Raw genomic sequence first — 20,405 nt, forward strand, 5'->3', positions numbered from 1 at the left:
ACGGAGATACGACAATCGTCAATTCCCCACACTTGATTCGTTGCCGGCTGAATTGAAATTTCTTAGAGCTAGGAAGCAGCAGCGCGGACATAGATGTTGTACGTTTTTGCAACTTTGATTCATAAATAACCAGCTGTTCAGGAGGATTGTAGTACAAAATACAAGTATAATCCTGCCAAGCCGTTTGAAAAAGGTTAAATCCTGCCTTTATACAACAATCGCGGATTTGGGCCGATAAAATAAGGGAAATGTTGTTTTTGGGGCAGGATTTTATATCACAACAATGGGGAGCAGCGGAGAGAGTTTGTCACATCCTTAACCCCGCCCCGCAGAGCCGCAAACCTCACGCCTTACCCGCGATCTTCTCTGCCAGCTCATTCAGATACGTCCAGCGCTCCATCAGGCGCTCCAGCTCCGCTTCGGCCTGCCGCTGCTTATCCACCAGCTCCTGGAGCTTACCGGAGTCAGCAAAGGCCGCCTCCATCTGTGCGGAGATATCTACGAGATGCTGCTCGGCCTGTTCGATGGCCTCGTCGATGCCCTCGTATTCCTTCTGCTCCTTGAAGGTGAATTTCAGCTTCTCGCGTGACGGCGCGGCTGCTGGCGCATTCCCGCTCTGCTCTACAGCGGCAGTAGCACTGCGGCCTCCAGCGCCTTCAGACTTGCCGGAGCCACCACTGCCGGTAGGTACGTTTTTTGCCAGCCATTCTTCATATTCACTATAGTCACCAACATGCAGCCGGATCGATCCGTCCTCAAACGCAATCAGCTTATCCACCGTACGGTCCAGGAAGTACCGGTCATGCGATACGGTAAAGACTACACCGGGGAATTCATCCAGATAGTCCTCCAGCACGGCCAGCGTTCCGATATCCAGGTCATTCGTCGGCTCATCCAGCAGCAGAACATTCGGCGCTCCCATAAGCACGCGCAGCAGGTAGAGGCGTCTCTTCTCACCCCCGGAGAGCTTGGAGATCGGGGTCCACTGCATCGCCGGCGGGAACAGGAACCGTTCCAGCATCTGGCCGGCGGTGATGACACTGCCGTCGGCTGTCTTGATGATTTCCGCCTCTTCCTTCACATATTCAATCGCGCGCATGCTGAGATCCATATCCTGATGCTCCTGAGTGAAATAACCGAGCTTCACGGTTGTCCCCAGCTGAACCTCGCCGCTGTCCGGCGTAAGCTTTCCGGCGATCAGGTTGAGCAGGGTCGACTTCCCGCTGCCGTTCTTGCCGACAATGCCTACCCGGTCCTGCGGCACCGCGATATAAGTCAGGTCCTTAATCAAGGTCCGGCCGTCCATGGATTTCGTGAGATCCTGGATCTCGATGATTTTGCGGCCCAGTCTGGTGGAAGCCACAGAAATATCCATCGAGGCTGATGAAGTCCCGCCTGTACTCTCCTTCAGCTTCTCGAAGCGGTCGATACGCGCCTTCTGCTTCGTGGATCGTGCTTTGGCACCCCGGCGGATCCACGCCAGCTCGGTGCGCAGCAGATTCTTGCGCTTCTGCTCCACCGAGGCTTCGCGCTCTTCGCGGTCAGCCTTCAGCTCTAAGAAGCGGGAATAATTCGCTTCATAGCGGTACAGGCTTCCTCCGTCCAGCTCCAGCATTACGCTGGCTACGCGCTCCAGAAAATAACGGTCATGCGTAACCATCAGCAGGGCGCCACGCCGTTTCTGCAAATATTGCTCAAGCCAGGCTACGGAATCCGTATCGATATGGTTGGTAGGCTCATCCAGAATCAACAGCTCAGAAGGCGTAATCAGCGCCGCGGCAAGCGCTACACGTTTGCGTTGACCGCCGGAGAGGTTCTCCATCCGGGCATCAAATTGTGTGATTCCAAGCTTGGTCAGGACAATCTTGGCTTCGCTCTCAAGCTGCCAGGAGCCGGCGGCATCAATGGCCTGCCCGATTTTGACGAGTCTGGCTTCCAGCCCGGAATCACCCGGATTCTGCTCCAGCAGAGACATAATCTCCATGTACTCCCGCATCGTAGCCAGCTCTGGATCATCACCGGCAAAAACCTGCTGCAGCACGGTATTGCCAGGCTCATACGGCGGATTCTGCGCCAGATATTGTACACGTACATCATTGCCGATGGCAATCTGTCCGGCGTCTGGTGTATCCAGCCCGGCGATAATCTTCAGAAAGGTTGATTTCCCCGTTCCGTTGACACCAATGACGCCAATCTTGTCCCTGTCATCCATGCCAAAGGATGCATCACGGAATAACGTTTTCTCCCCGTAGCTTTTGGAGAGGTGTTCCACGGTCATAATATTCATCAGTTGTCCTCGCTTGCCTTATATTTATAAACCAGGTCTGGCTATAGCTCTCAGAATTCAGACGGAAGGTCGCCGAGTGCCGATTTCAAGCTGCCGAGTGCTCCTGTGATGAAAAGTTTAGCAGCAAACTTCGCCCGCTTATGCGCATCTTCTTCCGCAAACTCAGGGTTGAACAGTATATCCATCTTCAGACGGTCCAGCATTCCGATATACGCCTTAGCCATCAGCTCCGGCTCTGTTGCCCCGCCTTCCAGCAGCACCGTCACTACCGCCTGCATATAGGCTTCCATGAACTGTGCCATATACTCTACCAGCTCGGGATTATTGTTGGGTGCCCGGAAGAACAGCTTCGTATGCTGTTTGCGCTCATAATAATAGAACAGATGATGCTCGGCAATGACGGAGAGCTTATCAGTCAGTATAGAGCAGCTACTCAGCTTGGCTTCAAGCTGCTCCAGGAACCCTTCACAATCCCGGCGGGTTACCGCCATGAACAGTTCTTCTTTACTTTTAAAATATAAATAGACCGTGCCCTTGGCAATTCCGGCACGCTCTGCCACTTCCGACATCTTCGTTTCGTAGAAGCCGCCTGAACCGAAAAGCTCGTAAGCGGCATCCAGAATAGCTGCATGTTTGTGTACGGATGCGCTGCTCAACGGTTCACCTCCCAACCTTGATAATAAAATTAATGCCGGATAACGTAACTAAGGCCCGGCTATCTCCTATACGGCTCCTATGTAGCTGGCCAGCAGGGCCACCACGCCGCCGATGATTGAACTTACAGCATTTACAGTATCATTGTCCATCCAGCGCCAGCCCCGGGCGTACACGGTGGGCTTACCGCAGTGCTGCGAGGCTTCCACCTCGCGGCCGCAGACCGTGCAGCGGTTCATCCGCTGCACCGTTGCCCCCAGCACCGAGTCAGCAAAAGCTCCGGCAAGTCCGCCCAGCAATCCGGCGAGCACCAGCGTCAGCAGGGAATGCGGCGGCATGCCGGAGGCTGCCCGCAGCAGCCAGGAGGCCGCGCCAATCAGCGCACCCCCGGCAGCGGCAGCCAGCGTGCCCGGCAGCGATACGCCGCCGGAGGTACCCGCCTGCAGCACCTTCCCGGTCAGCACGGACCGCGGCGGCCGCTTGGCCAGCGTACCAATCTCTGTCGCCCATGTATCCGAGGTCACGGTAGCCATAACCCCGATGAACAGGAAACCCCAGATTTCCAGCGGATAAATCGCGTTAAGCAACACCAGCAGCATGCCAAGTCCGCCGTTCGCGAAGACCTGGCCGGCATCCCTGCGCCCTGTTTTATCATAGGTAGCCTCAAGCTCGGCCTTATTCTCATGATGAAGCTTGGAGAGCAGGCTGGAGGAGATGAAGAACAGCAGCAGAATGCCGAACCAGAAGGCATTGCCTGCCCCAAAATAGATGGTTCCCATCACAATCGCCGCCAGCATGCCCGAGAGGCTCAACGACTGCTTCCAGTATGCGGCCCCGGCGACCAGCAGCGCACCGCAGGCCCCGATCAGCCACTGCAGCACTTCAAGTCCTGATAACATCGCCCTAACCGATCAGGCAGGTGCCCATTAGCGTATCGCCCCAGAACAGCTCGAAAGAATCGCCGGGCACTACAGGTCCCACGCCAGCAGGCGTTCCGGTGAAGATGATATCATCCTTGCCGAGCCCGTAGCGGGAGGCAATAAATTCAACAATTTTTTGCAGCGAGAAAATCATGTTCTGCACGTTCCCGCGCTGTACCTCAATTCCATTCTTGCGGACGGTGAAATCCGTTGCTTCCAGCTCCTCCTGCTCAGGAAATGCAATGTAGGGAGTCAGCGGCGCCGCATTCTTGAAGCCCTTGGCGGGTGTCCAGGGCAGGCCTTTTTTCTGCAGATCATTATGCACATCACGGAGCGTGAAGTCGAGGCCCAGCGCCATCACATCCACCAGCTCCTCCACACTCATCCCCGGCACGTAATCACGCGCAATACGCAGCACCAGCTCACCTTCATAATGGATCAGTCCCGCGTCTTTGGGCAGATGGATGATCGCTTTATCAAGCGCAACAGCCGCATGCGATGGCTTCAGGAAGATCAGCGGCTCGGCCGGTACCTGATTGCCGAGTTCCTCCGCATGTAATATATAATTGCGTCCTACACAGTATACATTATTGACCGCTCTACTCATTGATGGTTCAGCTCGCTTTCTTCTCAGATTATCAGAACGAATGGATCTTATAGATGGATTAGAATGGATCTTAAGTCAGGCCTGCAAAAAGATATCGCCCCAAATATCCGGGCGGTTCGTACAGATCATGATATCCGAATGCATGGCGGACAAGCGCCGCATCTCCTTAGCTTTATTCACTGTCCAGGCCATGATCTTCACGCCCCGTTCAGCCAGGGATTTCGCCAGAACCGGGCTAAGCCGGTCGGAGCTGATGGATAAGAAGGAGCAGCCCAGCTCGTTCAGCTTTTTGGCCGGATCGCCTGACCTGGAATCATAGATCAGACCGGTACGGAACCGCGGGTCCAGCTCCTTAATCCGCTGCAGCGCACCGGCGTCGAAGGAGGTCAGCACCACATCCTCACGCATTCCCATGGTATTCACCAGGTCGATGACCGCTTTCTCAAGGCCAGGGTACATCTCCCCGCTGGTCTTCAGCTCAATGTTAAGCCGCAGTCTGCCTGACGCCAGGCTGAGCACCTCTTCTAGGGAGGGGACCCGCTCTCCGCGAAAAGCACGCCCTTTCCAGCTCCCCGCATCCAGACGACGTATATGTTCATAGTCCATGTTCTTCACCTTGCCGTGTCCATTGGTCGTGCGGTCCAGCGAATAATCATGGATGACCACAGGCACGCCGTCCCTCGTCAGTTGCACATCAATCTCCATCCACTGCACAAAGGGCAAGGCAATCGCCATCCGTACGGCCGCCAGCGTATTCTCGGGAGCTTTGCCGGAAAATCCGCGGTGGGCGACACACATGTTATTCATCATCTTTGGCACCTCCAGCAGAAGTAGGATTTATTGGGCCGGCTGCACAACGGTACCGTCATTACGGATCTTGACCAGACCGGAGGATAAGGATTCCACCTTATGCAGCAAAAGCTGTCCGTCCGCCTCATTCATCGGCACCGGTTGTCCCAGCTCAGCATCCATCGGACTCAGCTTGAGGGAGCACTGCCCCTCCTTGCTGCATTCCGCCTGGAATACAGCCGTCTCCCAGGTTGCCGGAAGACTGGAACGTGTGAAGATAAAGTTTCCTGTGCTGTAGGCAATCCATTTCCCTTTGTAGGGCTCAATCCCCTGCAGCACATGCGGATGTCCGCCCATCACCAGATCAGCTCCAGCATCGATAAAGCTATGCCCCAGCGTCTGTTGGGTCTTGTCATATTGCTCCATCCGCTCTTTGCCCCAATGGACAACAACTACGACAACATCGGCTTGTTTTTTGGCAGCGGCAATGGCCTTGAGTGCTTCTGCGCTGTCATAGACAGAGGCGAGACCCGGCTTGCCTGCTTCGGCCTTCCATTCGATCACCGGCATCACCCGTGTGAACCCGAGCAAGGCTATTTTGATACCCTGCCGCTCAAAATACTGCGCAGAGTAAGCTTCCTTGCTGTTCTTTCCTGCTCCGACATAAGGAATGCCCCGCTTGCTCAGGTGCTTCAGGGTATCCAGCAAGCCCTCTTCCCCCTGATCCAGGGTGTGGTTATTAGCCAGATTGACTGCATCTACGCCAGCTGATTTCAGTGCATCCAGCGCTTCCGGAGCTCCCTTGAATACAAACTGCTTGTTCGGGGCACCTACACCGCCAGTAGTGATCGGTGTCTCCAGGTTGACCACGGTCAGATCATCCTTTTTGAACATCCCGTCAAGTGCACTGTAAGAATAATCGTACCCCTTCTTCTGCAGCAGTTCCGCTACCTTACCGGCAAAGATGACATCTCCGCCAAAATTCAGCTTCACCGTCCCGCCTGAAGCGTTCTCCGGCAAGCCTGATATCTGGCCTCCAGCATTTCCCGTTGCCGTTTGGGGTTCAGCCGTTGCCGCTTCCTTAACTGTAGGAGCAGGCGTAAACACGGCTTCCGCAGTCTCCCTAGGCAGCGCAGTGGCCTCCGGTGTTGCTTCAGGTGTTGGCTCCGGACTGGCTGTAGCCTCTGCTGTAGGTGCCACCTCCGCAGGAGCTGCCGCTGTTGCAGAAGCTTCAGGCGAAGGCGAAGGCGAAGGATCGGCCACCACGACCGGAGGAGCTGAACTCTCCTTATCTTTGTTCTCCATGAAAGAATAGGCCAGCAGGCCGGTTATCATCAGAAGCAACACTACATTAAACCATGCCCAGACCGTTCTGCGCCTCTTTTTGCTGCTATGTTTCTTGCTCTGTCTACTGCGTGACCTCGGCGGATACATGAGTACTGGTAATCTCCTTTACCCTTAAAGTGTTTCTATTATAGCATATCTCTTCCGTGTCACTCCAAAGTAACCCATAGTCTTCCCGCCCCGCCGAGCGTGGCCTTGGCTTCAATGATTATTCCGGCACTTTATACATTTCCCTATAAAAAACGGTGAAGCGCCACTGCTCCGCTCCACCGCTTCCGTTATACCGTTACAGCCGCCGGTTCCGGCAGCTTCTCTAAATGGGCTGCAGCAGTCTCAGCCGTAAGCTTCGCCTGCTTAATGCAGTCCGGCATGCCGATGCCGTCATAGCCCGCGCCAAAAGCATACACACCCGGCAGCTTCTCCTCCAGCTCACTTCGCAGGCCGGCGATCCGGCCGGGATGGCCTACCGGATATTGCGGCATGGAATGCCTGAGCCGGGTAATCTCAGTGAACAGCGGCGCTGCAGTGATCCCCATAATTTCCTTCAGGTCTTTGCGTACCAGTTCAGCCAGCGCCTCATCCGGCAGGTCTACATTCTGTTCATCCCCAGACCGTCCGACGTAACAGCGCAGCAGTACCTTATCATCCGGGCTGGTATGCAGCCATTTCGTAGAAGTCCAGGTACAGGCCGTGATGTTCCGCCCCTCTTTGCGGGGGACCAGGAATCCGGATCCGTCATATTCGGTAACGATATCCTTCTTGGTAAACGCCATGACCACATTAGCCACTGATACATAATTGACAGCATCCAGCGCGGATACATCCACATGCGGACGCAGCAGCTCTGCGGCAGCGAAATTCTGCACGGTTACATAGACATCATCAGCTTGCAGCAGTTCACCGTTGTCCAGCTCCACCTCATAGCGCGGTGCAGTAGAGGCCTCTGCGGACACCCCCGCCCCGCTCCGTACTTTGATGGACACCGCTCCCGTTCCGGTCCGCTGCTGGGCATCCTGCAGATCATGGATCAGGGCATGCACCAGGCTCTGCAGCCCCTGACGGAAAGTCAGGAACGCGCTTTTCTTGGTTCCGGTATGGGTCTCCGCCGGCTTCCTGCCGGTCGTCATCCCGCGGATCAGACTGCCGTACTGGCGCTCGACCTCGCCGAACTGCGGAAAAGTAGCCTGGAGGCTGATCTTGCGCATATCACCGGCATAAATACCGGCGAGCAGGGGCTCGGTCATATTCTCCAGCACCTCTGTACCCAGACGCCGCTCGATCAGGTCACCGAGCGATTCATCCTCGGAGCTGCGGCGCGGCGGAAGAATGAAATCCATCATCGCCCGCATTTTACCGCTGAAGGAGACGAGGCCGCTCTTCAGAAACGGCTTCAGCTCCGTAGGAATCCCCAGAACAAGCCCGGCGGGCATCGGGTGGAGCTTGCCGCGCTGCAGTATGTAAGTCTTCTTGGCATTCGGATTCGTAGTCACCAGCTCGTGATCCAGCTCCAGCTCTCTGGCCAGATCAACCATAGCTGTTTTGCGGGCCAGGAAGGAGTCCGGACCTTTCTCAATGACAAAGCCGTCACGGTGCAGGGTCTCGATTTTGCCGCCAAGGCATTTATCCTTCTCAACCAATATAATTTCCGGCTGAATCCCGGCTTCCCGGTAAAACTTGCGGACGTAGTAAGCGGCACTGAGGCCGCTGAGGCCTCCGCCGATAATTACTACCTTGCGCGGTGAACCGCTCATGATTGCTTCACCTGTAACTGCCCGGCCTTCATACGCACCACATCGCTCAGCACTGACATATATGCCGGATCGCTATTCAAGGAATCAATCCGCAGCAGCCGCATATCCAGCTCTGAAGCCAAGGCCTGCGCCTCAATATCCAGATCGTACAGGACCTCTAAGTGATCAGATACGAAGCCAATGGGAGCGGACAGCACATATTTCACCTGAGCTTCGGCCAGTTCACGCATCGTATCCAGAATATCCGGACCCAGCCACGGCTCTGCAGTTCTGCCCGCGCTCTGCCAGGTGAACTGCCAGGACTCCACACCTGCCTGGTCGGCTATGGCTTTGGAGGTTTCCAGCAGCTGGTCACGGTACGGATCGCCCATAGCCAGAATACGTTCCGGCAGGCTGTGTGCACTGAACAGTACACGCACTTCATCCCTCGCCGCTCCGGTTTCCTCGAATTCATCCAGCTTCGCGGTCACCCGGCGGCTAAGCACATCAATCAGCTCCGGATGCATATGGTAACTCTCGACAAAATCCATATCAATTCCGCAGGCATCCGCTTTTTCCTTGGCCCGCTTGATATAGGTTCCAACGCTCATCACCGAGTAATGAGGGGCCAGCACAATGCCTATCGCCTGGGTAATCCCATCCCGGACCATCGCCTCCACACCATCTTCAATGAAAGGTCTGGCATGCTTCAGCCCCTGGTAGCAGACATACTGAATCTGCCCGCTGTTCAGCTTGGCCTGCAGGGCCTCCACCTGGCGGTCTGTATTCTCCCTGAGTGGGAACACGCCTCCAACAATGGCTTCGTAGCGGTCCTTCAGCTCTTTCAGCTGTTCAGCGGAAGGTGCATTGCCTCTGCGGATATGCGTGTAATACGCTTCTACATCCTCCAGACTTTCAGGCGTGCCGTACGACATCACGAGTACTCCAATTTTGGTAGTCACGGTTTCCATCCCCTTTAACGAAATATGTTCATAAAAACAAAGAGAGCAGCAATTGCTGCTATCTCATGTACCTTGCTTTAATTACGCCAGCGGTCCGGCTGCCTGTTTCAAGGCCGCTGCTGAATACTCATGTACATAATCCGTTAATTCCTTAAGTGTGTCCAACGAAGCTTCAGGAAATAATCCATGGCCCAGATTAAAAATATAACCCGGTTGTCTGATGCCTTCATCGATCAGTTCTTTCGCCCGTTCTTTCAATACGTTCATTGGTGCGGTCAGCAGATAAGGATCCAGATTGCCTTGAATCGCGAATCCTCCGCCAGTTCTGCGTCTGCCTTCGGTCAGGCTTACGCGCCAGTCCAGTCCGATCACATCGGCCTGGAGCCTGGCCAGGCTGGGGAGCAGCTCCCCTGAGCTGACACCCGGGAAGTAAATCTTCGGAACATCCAGATCAGACAGCTCGGCAAAAATCCGGGTGATTGTCGGCAGCACATAGGTTTCAAAGTCACGCGGGGCCAGCGCTCCAACCCAGCTGTCGAACAGCTGGAACGCCTTACCGCCGCTTCGGACATGGGCGCGAAGATATGTGATAACCATATCGCCCAGCTTCTCCATCAGCTTCTCCCACACGCGGGGCTGGCTGAACATCATTTCCTTGGTGCGGTGATAGCTCTTGGAGGGTCTGCCTTCAATCAGATAGCTGGCAATGGTGAAAGGCGCTCCTGCAAAAGTGATCAGCGGCACGTCCAGCTCTTTGTCGAGGAGGGAAATCGTTTCCAGAATGTGGCCCAGATCCCCTTCCACATCAATCGGCTTCAGCCGGTCGACATCCGCCGCCGAGCGGATCGGATTCTCAATGACCGGGCCGATATTCTTCACGATGTCGAAGTTCAAGCCAAGGGAAGCTACAGGATTCATAATGTCTGAATACAGGATGGCCGCATCCACACCCAGCTTACGCACAGGCATCAAGGTTATTTCAGCTGCAAGCTCCGGCTGTCTGCAGATCTCCAGCAGCGAGTATTTCTCCTTGATTTTACGGTACTCGGGATCATAACGGCCGGCCTGCCGCATGTACCATACGGGAACGTGCTCCGTACTCTGCTGTCTGCAGGCGCGGATAAAAGTGTCGTTGTAGGTCATGATAAGATCTCCATAAGATTTGATAGGTTACTGTGAAAACACATAACATTATTATGCCCTTTTTGCCAGCGGGTAACAACCGCTTCACCCTTAAGGGAATGACAATCCCATGACATTACTATGACAAGTGTTGCACTGCACGGCTAAAAAACTATGATATACTGATATAATGTCAATTTTTCGTGAACTATTTATCATTGAATCCCCTGAAAGGAAGTGAAAGCACTTTGAAGAATTGGGAGACCTGGAAAGTCAACCTCATGGTGCTTTGGTTTGGCCAGTTTCTGGTGAATGCCGGTATGACTATGATTACCCCTTTTCTGTCCCTTTATCTCGCTAAAGACCTGGGTGTGACCGGAGATCACGCGATCGGGATGTGGGCCGGACTTATTTTTGCCGCAAACTTCTTGACCTCGTTTATCTTTCAGCCCCTGTGGGGCAAGCTTGCCGACAAATACGGCCGCAAAATCATGCTGCTGCGCTCCAGCTTTGGTATGGCGATTGTCATCGTGCTGATGGGCTTCGCGCAATCCCCGATGCAGCTCCTGCTGCTCCGCCTGCTGAACGGCACCATCTCCGGCTTCAACCCCGCCTCCATCGCGCTGGTCTCGGGAACCACCCCGAAACCGCGTATGGGCTTCGCCATGGGACTGATGCAGTCCGGCGCTGTAGCCGGTACGATTCTCGGTCCGCTGATCGGCGGCTTGCTGGCGGACTGGATTGGGTTCCGTCCGATCTTTTATGTCGTGGGTGCGCTCTTGTTCGTTGCCTCCCTGCTCGCGTTATTCCTGGTCAAGGAGAAATTCGACCGGGTGGAAGCCGCGCAGGTGCCGCAGGTGTCTGTACTCGAAGGCTTCAAGGAGCTGGCTAAGGTGCCGCAGCTGCCGGCATTGTTTGGCGTGACGTTCCTGCTGCAATTCGCCATGATCAGCCCGATGTCGCTGCTGCCGCTCTATGTGGAGAAGCTGCACGGCTCCGCTGTGAATATCGCCTTCTGGGCCGGCATGGTCAGTGCCGTCACCGGCATCTCGAACATGCTGGCCTCTCCGCTGCTCGGCAAGCTCAGCGACAAGGTCGGCGCCCACCGGATACTGACCTATGCGCTGATTGGCGCGGCGCTGTTCCTGATCCCGCAGGCCTTCGTGACCAGCGTCTGGCAGCTGATCCTCGTCCGCTTCCTGATGGGCGTCTTCATGGGCGGGCTGCTGCCCAGCGTCAACGCCCTGATCCGTTCCTACACGCCTGACGGCAAGGAGAGCCGGGCCTTCGGCTTCAACAGCAGCACACTGGCACTCGGCAATATGCTGGGCGCGGTCATCGGCGGCTTCCTGTCCGGATATATCGGGATCGAAGGGCTGTTCATCATCTCCGGCGCGTTCCTGCTGATTAATACGGTCTGGGTAAGGCTCAAGCTGTACAAGAAGACTGAACCCCGGTTGTTCCGTTAGCTTAAGACAAGGCAAGCCCCGATTGGAGAGGACTAGCTACTTAACCATCGCCAGGGCCAGTCCGTCATAGGCGGGCAGCAGTGTGCTGCTCAGGCGGGGATCGGCTGCAATCATCTCATTGAAGCGCCGCATCGCCTGAACCGCCGGTCCGTTCTTCTCGGCATTGAGCGTACGGCCGCGCAGGAAGATGTTGTCCCCGGCAATGATCGCACCCGGTGAAGCAAGCCGGATCGCATATTCCAGATAATTCGGATAGTTCTCCTTGTCGGCGTCGATGAAGAAGAAATCATACTTTTGGCCCTGCGCTTCGAGCAGCATCAGGCTGTCCAGCGCCGGGCCGATTTGGTATTCTACCGCGTCCCCGAAGCCCGCCTGCTCCAGATGGCTATGGGCAAGCTTGGCATAGTCAGCCTTAAGCTCCAGGGATGTCAGGCTGCCGCGCTGCGTGAAACCGCGGCACAGGCAGATTCCGCTGTAGCCTCCCAGCGCACCGATCTCAAGTATCCGGCTGGCACGGGAAAGGGTAACCAGCATCGTCAGCAGTCTGCCGTAGCCTGGAGCGATGGACACCTCCGGCATTCCGTTTGCTGCGATGGCCTGTTTGACTTTTAATAGTAAATCATCCTCTGTATATAGCTGTTCGCTGTATTCTTCCTGATTCTGCATATGTATTCTCCTTTAAATTTCATTTTGTGTAGCACGGACGGGCATTGTGTAGAACCCTTCATTACCCTATACTGATATCTGAACGCTCTAATGGTTCACATTCACATGGAGAGCAAGCTTCTCTTATTGTACTGGCTTTGCGTATTTATCCACAAGTTAAACGGAGTTGAGAGCATTTGGGCAAATTACAATTGATCGCCACCGCCCCCATGGGGCTGGAGGCTGTAGTAGCGCGTGAATTGAACGAACTGGGTTATGAGACCACGGTCGAGAACGGAAGGGTATTATTCAGCGGAGATTATATCGACATCTGCCGCTGCAATCTGTGGCTGCGCACCTCTGACCGTGTATTGGTCAAAATGGGCCAGTTCCCGGCCAAAACCTTCGATGAGCTGTTCGAAGGCGTCAAAGCGATTAATTGGGAGGACTGGATTCCCGAGAACGGCGAATTCCCGGTAGAAGGCCGCTCCCATAAATCCCAGCTGACGAGTGTTCCTGCCTGCCAGGGGATCGTCAAGAAGGCGATTGTCGAGAAGCTGAAGCTGTCGTACCGTACCGAGTGGTTCCCTGAGAACGGGCCGCGATATGTGGTTGAAGTCATTCTGCTGAATGACATCGCGCTGATCACCCTGGACACCACCGGACCGGCGCTGCACAAACGCGGCTACCGCCGCCAGGCCACCGAAGCACCGCTGAAGGAGACCATGGCTGCGGCCCTGATCCAGCTCAGCCGCTGGAACGGCCACCGGCCGCTGTACGATCCATGCTGTGGTTCCGGCACGATTCTGATCGAGGCCGCGATGATCGCCTGGAATATCGCGCCGGGTCTGCGCCGCTCCTTCCCGTCCGAGCACTGGCCGGAGATTCCCCGGCGGCTGTGGGAAGAAGCCCGCGAGGAAGCCTTCGACGCTGTTCGTGACGACTACCCGCTGCAGCTGACCGGCACCGACATTGATCCGGAAGCGATTGAGATTGCCGAAGCCGCCGCCAAGAGCGCCGGGCTCTCCGGTGAGATCACCTTCAAGCATATCGCTGCCGCCAAGGCCCGCCCGGAAGGCGAATATGGCTGTATTATCACGAATCCTCCATACGGGGAGCGGATCAGTAATGATAAGGAAGTGGAGAAGCTGACCCGCCAATTCGGCGAGATGATGCTCTACCTGCCGACCTGGTCCTTCTTCGCCATCAGCCCGTACAAGGAATTCGAGCAATACTACGGACGTAAAGCGGACAAGCGCCGCAAGCTCTACAACGGCCGGATTGAATGCCAATACTATCAATACCTCGGTCCGCTGCCTCCGCGTAATTAGCAGGAGTGGCGGTTAACAACGATCAGATAACAAGCCTTAAGTTCCGTGCAGCCGGTCTGCGCTGCGGACTTAAGGCTTGTTTGTGCTAAAACCAACCGCTGAAGCAAAGAAACCGGCCCGGCCCCCAAATACTGCATTGGGCTACCGCGAAGGTAACCCGGCCAGATGTATGCGAAAAACCGAATACATTGGGCTACCACGAAGGTAACCGGGCCCAATGTATGCGAAAAACCGAACACATTAGGCTACCGCGAAGGAAAGCGGGCCCAATGTATGCGGAAAACCGAACACATTGGGCTGTCGCGAAGGTAACCGGGCCAGATGTATGCGAAAACAAACATGTCTTCCAAGGCACAACTCCAGCATGAAAATGAGCAGCGTGGCTAAAAAACAGAACATCGTCTTTTCATTTATTTAACATATTTTAACGGAAAACCGAACACAATTGGACTGGGTAAGCCACGTAAGCCAAATGTAATCGAAAAACCGAACACAATTGGAAAGGGTGCACCGCGTAGGCCAAATGTAATCGAAAAACCGAACACAATTGGACTGGGTGCACAGCGTAGGCCAAATGTAATCGAAAAACCGAACACAATTGGACTGGGTACGCCGCTTAAGCTGAATGTAATCGAAAAACCGAACACAATTGGACTGGGTACGCCGCTTAAGCCGAATGTAATCGAAAAACCGAACACAATTGGACTGGGTAAGCCACGTAAGCCAAATGTAATCGAAAAACCGAACACAATTGCTCCGAATGTGGTCGGTTTTTCGCATACATTCGCGGGTCGTATTAGTCTTTATACCAGATCTGGACTTTGGAGCGACCCTATATACTCATAGTACATAATTCGCTGAGATCCTCCGCTTGCTACAGGGCGAAATTTCCCCTTTTCCACCAAGCATGCGGCTGTATTTAATGACTGTAGTGGTATGTATTTTAAGCTCTCTCGCTGCATCACCCGGACGAAGAACACGATGGTGACGGATGGCTGACCGCATCAAATCTCGTTCAATTTTAGAATAGGATTTCTCTGTTTCCTTATTTGTAGTTCCTGCCGACAAATAAGGAAACAGAAGGTTCCGCAGCGCGGAAAGGATGAAAGACGGATTTTCTTTCATCTCATCCAGCGATATATATAGTACCATACATTCCTGTGACTGCAGGAAAAGCCCCCGGTTCAGGTACATCCTGATATTTACTCCGATCCGTGCCATGTGAGCCAAAATCCATAATCTCAAAAGCAATACGCGAAGATCCGATCTCCCACAGTTTATCGACAAAGTAGGATCTGCCGCGCCAGGCTTTAACTTCATATTCCGGATGCAGTCCCTGAAAATGTCCGGCTAGCGTCCACCAAACCTGCTCGACAAACAAGCGGTTACCATAGCCATGCCCCCGCTTTAGCGCATCAATCCGCTCCCCCTTTCTTCGTTTAAGATGATCGCTCAACCATTGATCATCTTCCGTCGTAAAGCTCATATTCATCCCCTCATTCTGCAATAAAATTTGAATTTAAATCAAGTAGAAACGGCTACGCCGTCCTTGAAACGACGGTGCGTTTCAGCGAGAAATAGAAGGATAAGTTGTCATGCGCAGCATATAAATTCTTATATTTACACAAAACCCCGCCTCCTTCCGAATGGAAGAGAGACGGGGTTTTGTGTAAATATAAATAGTGTGTCCCTTTGGTCTGGAAACACAATACAAAAATGTCAATATAAAAATTATCCGCAGCAGACCAATGTATTCGTTTGTCCGCATACAGTTCGCACAACAAAACAACCCCCGCAAACTTATGCAGAGGCTGTTCTTGTGTTCTATCACTACCAGAGCTGATCTATTTCTTCACTGCCGGCTGCTTGACGAAAGCTTCCGCTTTGGCCAGCACCTCATCTTCTGTCGGAGCGCTGATGTAACGGCCGTTGATATAGACAAACGGGCGTTTGCCGCAAGGTCCGCAGTAGGAGATACAGCCTGTTTTGATCTCGGCGTCAGGCGCCATCTTCAGCAGCTTGGGCACGATGCTTTTCATTTTGATATGATTGCACTCGTCACATATTCTTATATCGTTAGCCATGAAGCAACCCTTCTTTATGTCCGTAAAATACGGGCGGATCAATTAGTGATCGCCATGATTTCCTTTAGACGGATTAGTAATAACGAAGCCTTCCTCAGGGAAGTAGAGATAATCAATCTTCACACCATCCAGCAGCGGCTGGTTCGGATCAAGAATAACATCGATTTCTTTGTCAGTGGAGATGACTACGTCGTTCTCCTTAGGCGTGTCCAGATCCAGGCCGTAATGGGCATGGTCACCGTGGGAATGCGTAATCGCTACGCGCAGTTTAAGCTCACTGTTGCCTTCAAGCTCCATAGTTTTCTTTATCACTTTAGCCGCATTGCGGGTAATTTTGACGTTCATTCGATTCCATCTCCCGGGCATCTATAGTTTAAATACTCAATAATTCATTTTAAGGAATATAGGATGTAAAAGCAACCATATTGCTGAAATACATCAGATAGAGCATTTAAAAGTGTCGTAAAACCGTCATCTTAGGCTCTTCAGCGCCGGGTATTTGCGGTCCATCCGCGAGACGAACCAGCCCATCAGCAGCATCGTCACCCCGATGTCATCAATGGGTATAAACGGCATGAAATCAGGCAGCACCCAGTACAGCAGCGCAGGAATGGTGAACAGTAGCTTGTCTCCCATCGCGACGTCCGGTGAAATGATATATTGCCAGGAGCTGCGGAATATATGAGACCATTGTTTGAGCGACAACAGTTTTCTGAATTTCATTGAGTAGTCCTCCCTGCTTCATTTGCTTATGTCATTAGAAAAGGGCACAGCCGCCAAGCACCTGTTGAAAGGATTGCGGCCATACCCTTTGCTGTTATCTTACGCAAATTTGCAGAAATCGTTTCATTTTTAACTAAAATTTGACCGGATCATCAATCCCGCTAACCTTTATTCCGTAACCTTAACATCGTCGATCCGGGCAGTGCTGGAATGCATCCGAATCCCAATTTTCCCTCCGGCCGGCTGCGCCGCCGTATCGGTCCACTGGATCAGCTGGGTACCGCCGGCAAAAGCCGTAACCGTAATGCCGCTGACCGTCACCTTCAGCTCCGTCCACTGTCCGGGCGTAACAGCAACATCGGCACTGCTTACCATCGTGAGTGTTCCGGCTGTTTTTTTGAACAACTCCGCTTTGTCGCCTGAATCATTCAGTCTGAACATGTAATAATTCGACGCATCCGCATACCGGAACAGCAATCCAGCGTTGCCGAAGGCATTCAGCAGCTTAATTTTGGCCGAGTACGTGTAGTTCCTCCAGGAGGCATCGCCTGTATAGGCTAGCGCTTCCCCTGATGACGATGTCTGCGTCAAAGCTTTCGTACCGTCATCCGCTACGCTCCATGCCCCGCCTGAAGTCGTCCAGCCGCTGTAATTGTTATCCTCGAAATCATCCTGAAGCAGGGTAACCGGCGGTGTGATTGTACCCCTGAACTCGAATACACCGATATCCGGCACGCCGTTATACAATGTGTTTCCGAAGTAATCGAGACCCCCGTTGCCTGCAACCACCGCCCCGGCATTGATCAGCGGAGAGGTCTGCGCCAGCTTATAACCGGCTGCCGAAGCGAGTCCTGTGGCCGTGCCTGGACTGACGAAGCCGGGATTGCCGGTGATTTTGTTAGGATCGCTGGGAACACCCGAATTCAGCCCGTAGAAGCTGTTGTGATCATACGTCATTCTTGGACTGTTCGTGTATTGACCGCTGGCAGCATTATAAAAGATATTATTCGTGTAATAGGCCATTCCTGTATTGCTCGCATGGGTCAGCGCCTTGTTCTGCGTTCCCGAACGGTAGATGATATTGTTGTAGACGTACAGATTGCCGCCGCCGTTCACCAGATGGAACACCCCGTTCGCATCCTTATCATTCTGGCTGATATTGTAGCGGAAGATATTATTATTAGTGTTGTTCATGACCAGCAGTGTGCCGCCCTCGTTGTTATAGCTATAGTTATACTGGTAGATACTATCGTGCACCTCAATGTCGAAGTCCCACGGCTGGCCGTCTCCGCCCAGCATCCGGGTATCGGAGGCCTCGTTGTACTGGAAAATAGCACCTTTGGTATAATAAGCCCACTGTGCCGCAACGACAGTGATATCCTCAAGGTAATTGACAATGGATGTATTGACCTCGCAGGCTTCTCCAATGGATTTCGTGTTGTTGTATTCGATCAGCGGCGAGGCGCTGGCTCTGACCAGGATGCCGTCCCGGTGGATCTTCTCCACCACATTGCCCCGGATCACCACACCCCGGAAGGCATCGAACTTATGAGTCCATGCATTATTGAAAAAAGCATCCGTCATCGTCTGTATCCCTGTATCCGCCACGTTGATAACTGTGTTATTCTCGATCAGAATATCATCCCAGGTGCTCTCGGTTGCGGTATTGGTTCCCCGGGCATGTACATTAATTCCGCCCGTTCTGCGGTCCGTACCAAAGATATCGTGGATGTCGAGATTGCGGATATAAATATGCCGGAAGTTCCCCGCCCCTGCTCCTTCGCCCACAACCAGCACACCGTTTCTCCGCATATCCGTGGGCTGCTGTCCGCTTGTAATCTCCAGATTATTGATCTCCCAGTAGGAGACATTGCGTAATCTGACCCCGAAGCCTTCACCGCCCACGGCGGTGTTGCCGAAATGTATCAGCGGCTTGGCTCCGCTGCCGTAGCGGTCTACTATGATCGGGTTCCCCTCAGAGCCTGAGCCCTGCAGATCAAGATACTGATCAGTCCACACGCCGCCTGCCTTCAAAAGAATCCGGTCACCCGGGCTGAAGGTAGTGCTGTTCACTTTGCCCAGCGTCTTCCAGGCTGCCGTTTCACTGGTACCGGAGCTATTGTCGCTGCCCAGGGCAGAATCGACGTAATACGTCGTCCCTGCGGCCGCTGCAACTGGACCTGACAAGCCGGATAGGAGACTGAACAGTAAAAATACGATCATGCCCAGCAGGGTGAGCCTGCCCGGCCTGCTTTGCCTTGAACTAGGTTTCACTTGGTTACTTGACATGTTAATCACTCTCCCGCAATTAGTTATAACGCAGCCAATGCTTCACCAAGCCAGGCCCCCTGCTGAACCAGCCCGCGCTGAAGTGCGGTGATATCTACCTTCCGGCTCTGGCTGTCCGTTCCGGCAGCCATCGCTGCCGCCATTCCCGCCGCCTGCCCCATCGCGAAGCAGTTGGGCATCACACGCAGCGAGCCTTGCACTACGCGGTCCGAGGAGGCTGCGCGTCCTGCCACCCACACATTATCTAGACCAACCGGCAGCATGCATCGGTAGGGAACGCCGTGGGATTCGCCGGGCGGCAGATGGTGAATATGCATGGCTCCGCTGCTGCGCGCCATATGGATATCGATGAAATAGCTATTGCGGGCAATATCATCCGGGAAGGACACCATATTCATGAAATCATCCTGTGTGAGAACATAATCGCCCACAATCCGCCGCGTCTCGCGGATGCCGATCTGCTCACCGGTGGACACGAGGTGGGCATGTTCAAAGCCGGGCACGTATGCCCGGAAGAATTCCAGCTGGCGGAGGACCAGCTTACGGCCTTCCACAGCCCCCCGGGTCAAATCCTCCGCTCTGGAGCCGTCGATGCCGAAGACATGGCCGAAGTTGACGCCGACCAGGTAATCGGCAACCCAGGACAGGCCAGAGACCGAATCCCGGCCCTGCGGCAGCTTCCCGTCCGCTTGGGCCTGCTGCACCGCCCGATGAATCTGATCGGTATCGCCGCATTCATTCAAATATTTCAGGAAGCGCTTTCGGTCCACATTAGCCAGCAGATAACACATCGTCGCCGCCTGAAGCTCACCCGCTTCCCCGCCTTTATGGAACGGCGCTCCTGCCAGGGCAGCCAGATCAGCATCGCCTGTCGCATCGATCACTGTCTTCGCCTTGATGAGGCTCCGGCCGGATTTATTGACGATAACTACACCCTGGACCTTGCGTCCGGTCTCGTCCATCACAGTCTGACTGGCAATGGTATGCAGCAGCACCCCGGCTCCGCTCTCTGCCACAGCATCGTCGTATACGCGCTTAAGCACCTCCGGATCGATAGGCACCCAGTCCAGCTCGGCGCCGAAACGTTCGCGGAATTCAGGCTCACATTCCGCTTTCATCTGTTCCAGCAGCTCAAGACCGATGCCGCGGACAACAGCCTTCTCCCCGTCACTGTAAGGACAGAAGGCCGGCACCAGGGCAACGGTGCCCATGCCGCCCAGGAAACCGCGCTGCTCAATCAGCAGCGTCCGTGCTCCGCTTCTGGCGGCGGAAATCGCAGCCGCCACGCCCGCAGGCCCGCCGCCTGCAACCAGCACATCCACTTCTTGCGAAACGGTGATTACTTCCGCAGGTAATCTAAACGTAGTTTCACTCATTACAATTCCTCCTTAATACAAGCCTATATAGATTGAAGTTGAATTGATTCCAATGGGGATGTTGTTCATTCCC

Annotated in this window: 18 protein-coding genes; 2 read left to right on the plus strand and 16 right to left on the minus strand. The window is 54.1% G+C overall.

The window, feature by feature from the left end; genetic code table 11:
• Positions 1–343: 343 nt before the first annotated feature.
• The 9 genes from MKX70_RS27595 to hemE form a co-directional block, all read right to left on the minus strand.
• On the minus strand, positions 344–2,287 hold the full coding sequence (locus MKX70_RS27595) for an ABC-F family ATP-binding cassette domain-containing protein (protein WP_340841274.1): 1,944 nt from the start codon (positions 2,285–2,287) through the stop codon (positions 344–346).
• A gap of 50 nt (positions 2,288–2,337) precedes the next feature.
• Positions 2,338–2,943, minus strand: coding sequence for a TetR/AcrR family transcriptional regulator (locus MKX70_RS27600; RefSeq protein ID WP_340841275.1), 606 nt, complete (start codon positions 2,941–2,943; stop codon positions 2,338–2,340).
• Between the two features lie 66 nt (positions 2,944–3,009).
• Positions 3,010–3,819: a DUF92 domain-containing protein gene (locus MKX70_RS27605; RefSeq protein ID WP_042242162.1), complete on the minus strand. Its 810-nt coding sequence runs from the start codon at positions 3,817–3,819 to the stop codon at positions 3,010–3,012.
• A 25-nt stretch (positions 3,820–3,844) separates the two neighbouring features.
• Positions 3,845–4,468, minus strand: coding sequence for a fumarylacetoacetate hydrolase family protein (locus tag MKX70_RS27610; RefSeq protein WP_340841276.1), 624 nt, complete (start codon positions 4,466–4,468; stop codon positions 3,845–3,847).
• Between the two features lie 75 nt (positions 4,469–4,543).
• Positions 4,544–5,275 carry a glycerophosphodiester phosphodiesterase gene (locus MKX70_RS27615; RefSeq protein ID WP_340841701.1) on the minus strand — a complete coding sequence of 244 codons (732 nt, stop codon included), beginning with the start codon at positions 5,273–5,275 and terminating at the stop codon, positions 4,544–4,546.
• 30 nt (positions 5,276–5,305) lie between these two features.
• Positions 5,306–6,691: a CapA family protein gene (locus tag MKX70_RS27620; protein WP_340841277.1), complete on the minus strand. Its 1,386-nt coding sequence runs from the start codon at positions 6,689–6,691 to the stop codon at positions 5,306–5,308.
• A gap of 188 nt (positions 6,692–6,879) precedes the next feature.
• Complete coding sequence (gene hemG, locus MKX70_RS27625) at positions 6,880–8,352, minus strand: protoporphyrinogen oxidase (RefSeq protein ID WP_340841278.1); 1,473 nt, start codon at positions 8,350–8,352, stop codon at positions 6,880–6,882.
• Positions 8,349–9,293, minus strand: a complete 945-nt coding sequence (gene hemH, locus MKX70_RS27630; protein WP_340841279.1) for a ferrochelatase — start codon at positions 9,291–9,293, stop codon at positions 8,349–8,351. Before hemH ends, hemG begins: the two co-directional genes overlap by 4 nt.
• Positions 9,294–9,374: 81 nt before the next feature.
• Positions 9,375–10,436, minus strand: a complete 1,062-nt coding sequence (gene hemE / locus MKX70_RS27635; RefSeq protein WP_340841281.1) for a uroporphyrinogen decarboxylase — start codon at positions 10,434–10,436, stop codon at positions 9,375–9,377.
• 227 nt (positions 10,437–10,663) lie between these two features.
• Between hemE and MKX70_RS27640 the strand changes: the two genes are divergently transcribed.
• A complete protein-coding gene (locus MKX70_RS27640) occupies positions 10,664–11,884 on the plus strand; it encodes an MFS transporter (protein WP_042135690.1) in 1,221 nt (406 codons plus the stop codon).
• Positions 11,885–11,920: 36 nt separating this feature from the next.
• Here MKX70_RS27640 and MKX70_RS27645 read toward each other — a convergent pair whose 3' ends face one another.
• On the minus strand, positions 11,921–12,550 hold the full coding sequence (locus MKX70_RS27645) for an O-methyltransferase (RefSeq protein ID WP_042234997.1): 630 nt from the start codon (positions 12,548–12,550) through the stop codon (positions 11,921–11,923).
• A 176-nt stretch (positions 12,551–12,726) separates the two neighbouring features.
• On the opposite strand from MKX70_RS27645, the gene MKX70_RS27650 reads away from it, so the two are divergent.
• Positions 12,727–13,860 carry a THUMP domain-containing class I SAM-dependent RNA methyltransferase gene (locus MKX70_RS27650; protein ID WP_340841282.1) on the plus strand — a complete coding sequence of 378 codons (1,134 nt, stop codon included), beginning with the start codon at positions 12,727–12,729 and terminating at the stop codon, positions 13,858–13,860.
• A 1,126-nt stretch (positions 13,861–14,986) separates the two neighbouring features.
• On the opposite strand, the gene MKX70_RS27655 is transcribed toward MKX70_RS27650, so the two are convergent.
• The 6 genes from MKX70_RS27655 to MKX70_RS27680 all read right to left on the minus strand — a co-directional run bounded on the left by MKX70_RS27655 (position 14,987) and on the right by MKX70_RS27680 (position 20,332).
• The gene (locus tag MKX70_RS27655; protein ID WP_340841283.1) at positions 14,987–15,346 is read right to left on the minus strand and encodes a hypothetical protein; all 360 of its coding nucleotides are present in this window, start codon (positions 15,344–15,346) and stop codon (positions 14,987–14,989) included.
• 358 nt (positions 15,347–15,704) lie between these two features.
• A complete protein-coding gene (locus MKX70_RS27660) occupies positions 15,705–15,944 on the minus strand; it encodes a DUF1450 domain-containing protein (protein ID WP_042234994.1) in 240 nt (79 codons plus the stop codon).
• 42 nt (positions 15,945–15,986) lie between these two features.
• Positions 15,987–16,289, minus strand: a complete 303-nt coding sequence (locus tag MKX70_RS27665; RefSeq protein WP_039308768.1) for a HesB/IscA family protein — start codon at positions 16,287–16,289, stop codon at positions 15,987–15,989.
• Positions 16,290–16,415: 126 nt separating this feature from the next.
• A complete protein-coding gene (locus MKX70_RS27670; RefSeq protein WP_042234992.1) occupies positions 16,416–16,667 on the minus strand; it encodes a hypothetical protein in 252 nt (83 codons plus the stop codon).
• Positions 16,668–16,835: 168 nt separating this feature from the next.
• Positions 16,836–18,956, minus strand: coding sequence for a family 16 glycoside hydrolase (locus MKX70_RS27675; protein ID WP_340841284.1), 2,121 nt, complete (start codon positions 18,954–18,956; stop codon positions 16,836–16,838).
• 23 nt (positions 18,957–18,979) lie between these two features.
• Entirely contained in the window at positions 18,980–20,332 is a 1,353-nt protein-coding gene (locus MKX70_RS27680) for an FAD-dependent oxidoreductase (protein WP_340841286.1), read from the minus strand.
• Positions 20,333–20,405: the final 73 nt, after the last annotated feature.

It is taken from the genome of Paenibacillus sp. FSL R7-0312, assembly GCF_038004445.1.
Lineage (GTDB): Bacteria > Bacillota > Bacilli > Paenibacillales > Paenibacillaceae > Paenibacillus_AQ.

Coding starts and splice junctions, on each gene's coding strand:
- MKX70_RS27595 (WP_340841274.1), bottom strand. CDS start 2,287: ATGAATATTATGACCGTGGAACACCTCTCCAAAAGCTACGGGGAGAAA.
- MKX70_RS27610 (WP_340841276.1), bottom strand. CDS start 4,468: ATGAGTAGAGCGGTCAATAATGTATACTGTGTAGGACGCAATTATATA.
- MKX70_RS27615 (WP_340841701.1), bottom strand. CDS start 5,275: ATGAATAACATGTGTGTCGCCCACCGCGGATTTTCCGGCAAAGCTCCC.
- MKX70_RS27620 (WP_340841277.1), bottom strand. CDS start 6,691: ATGTATCCGCCGAGGTCACGCAGTAGACAGAGCAAGAAACATAGCAGC.
- hemG (WP_340841278.1), bottom strand. CDS start 8,352: ATGAGCGGTTCACCGCGCAAGGTAGTAATTATCGGCGGAGGCCTCAGC.
- hemE (WP_340841281.1), bottom strand. CDS start 10,436: ATGACCTACAACGACACTTTTATCCGCGCCTGCAGACAGCAGAGTACG.
- MKX70_RS27645 (WP_042234997.1), bottom strand. CDS start 12,550: ATGCAGAATCAGGAAGAATACAGCGAACAGCTATATACAGAGGATGAT.
- MKX70_RS27655 (WP_340841283.1), bottom strand. CDS start 15,346: ATGAGCTTTACGACGGAAGATGATCAATGGTTGAGCGATCATCTTAAA.
- MKX70_RS27660 (WP_042234994.1), bottom strand. CDS start 15,944: ATGGCTAACGATATAAGAATATGTGACGAGTGCAATCATATCAAAATG.
- MKX70_RS27665 (WP_039308768.1), bottom strand. CDS start 16,289: ATGAACGTCAAAATTACCCGCAATGCGGCTAAAGTGATAAAGAAAACT.
- MKX70_RS27670 (WP_042234992.1), bottom strand. CDS start 16,667: ATGAAATTCAGAAAACTGTTGTCGCTCAAACAATGGTCTCATATATTC.
- MKX70_RS27675 (WP_340841284.1), bottom strand. CDS start 18,956: ATGTCAAGTAACCAAGTGAAACCTAGTTCAAGGCAAAGCAGGCCGGGC.
- MKX70_RS27680 (WP_340841286.1), bottom strand. CDS start 20,332: ATGAGTGAAACTACGTTTAGATTACCTGCGGAAGTAATCACCGTTTCG.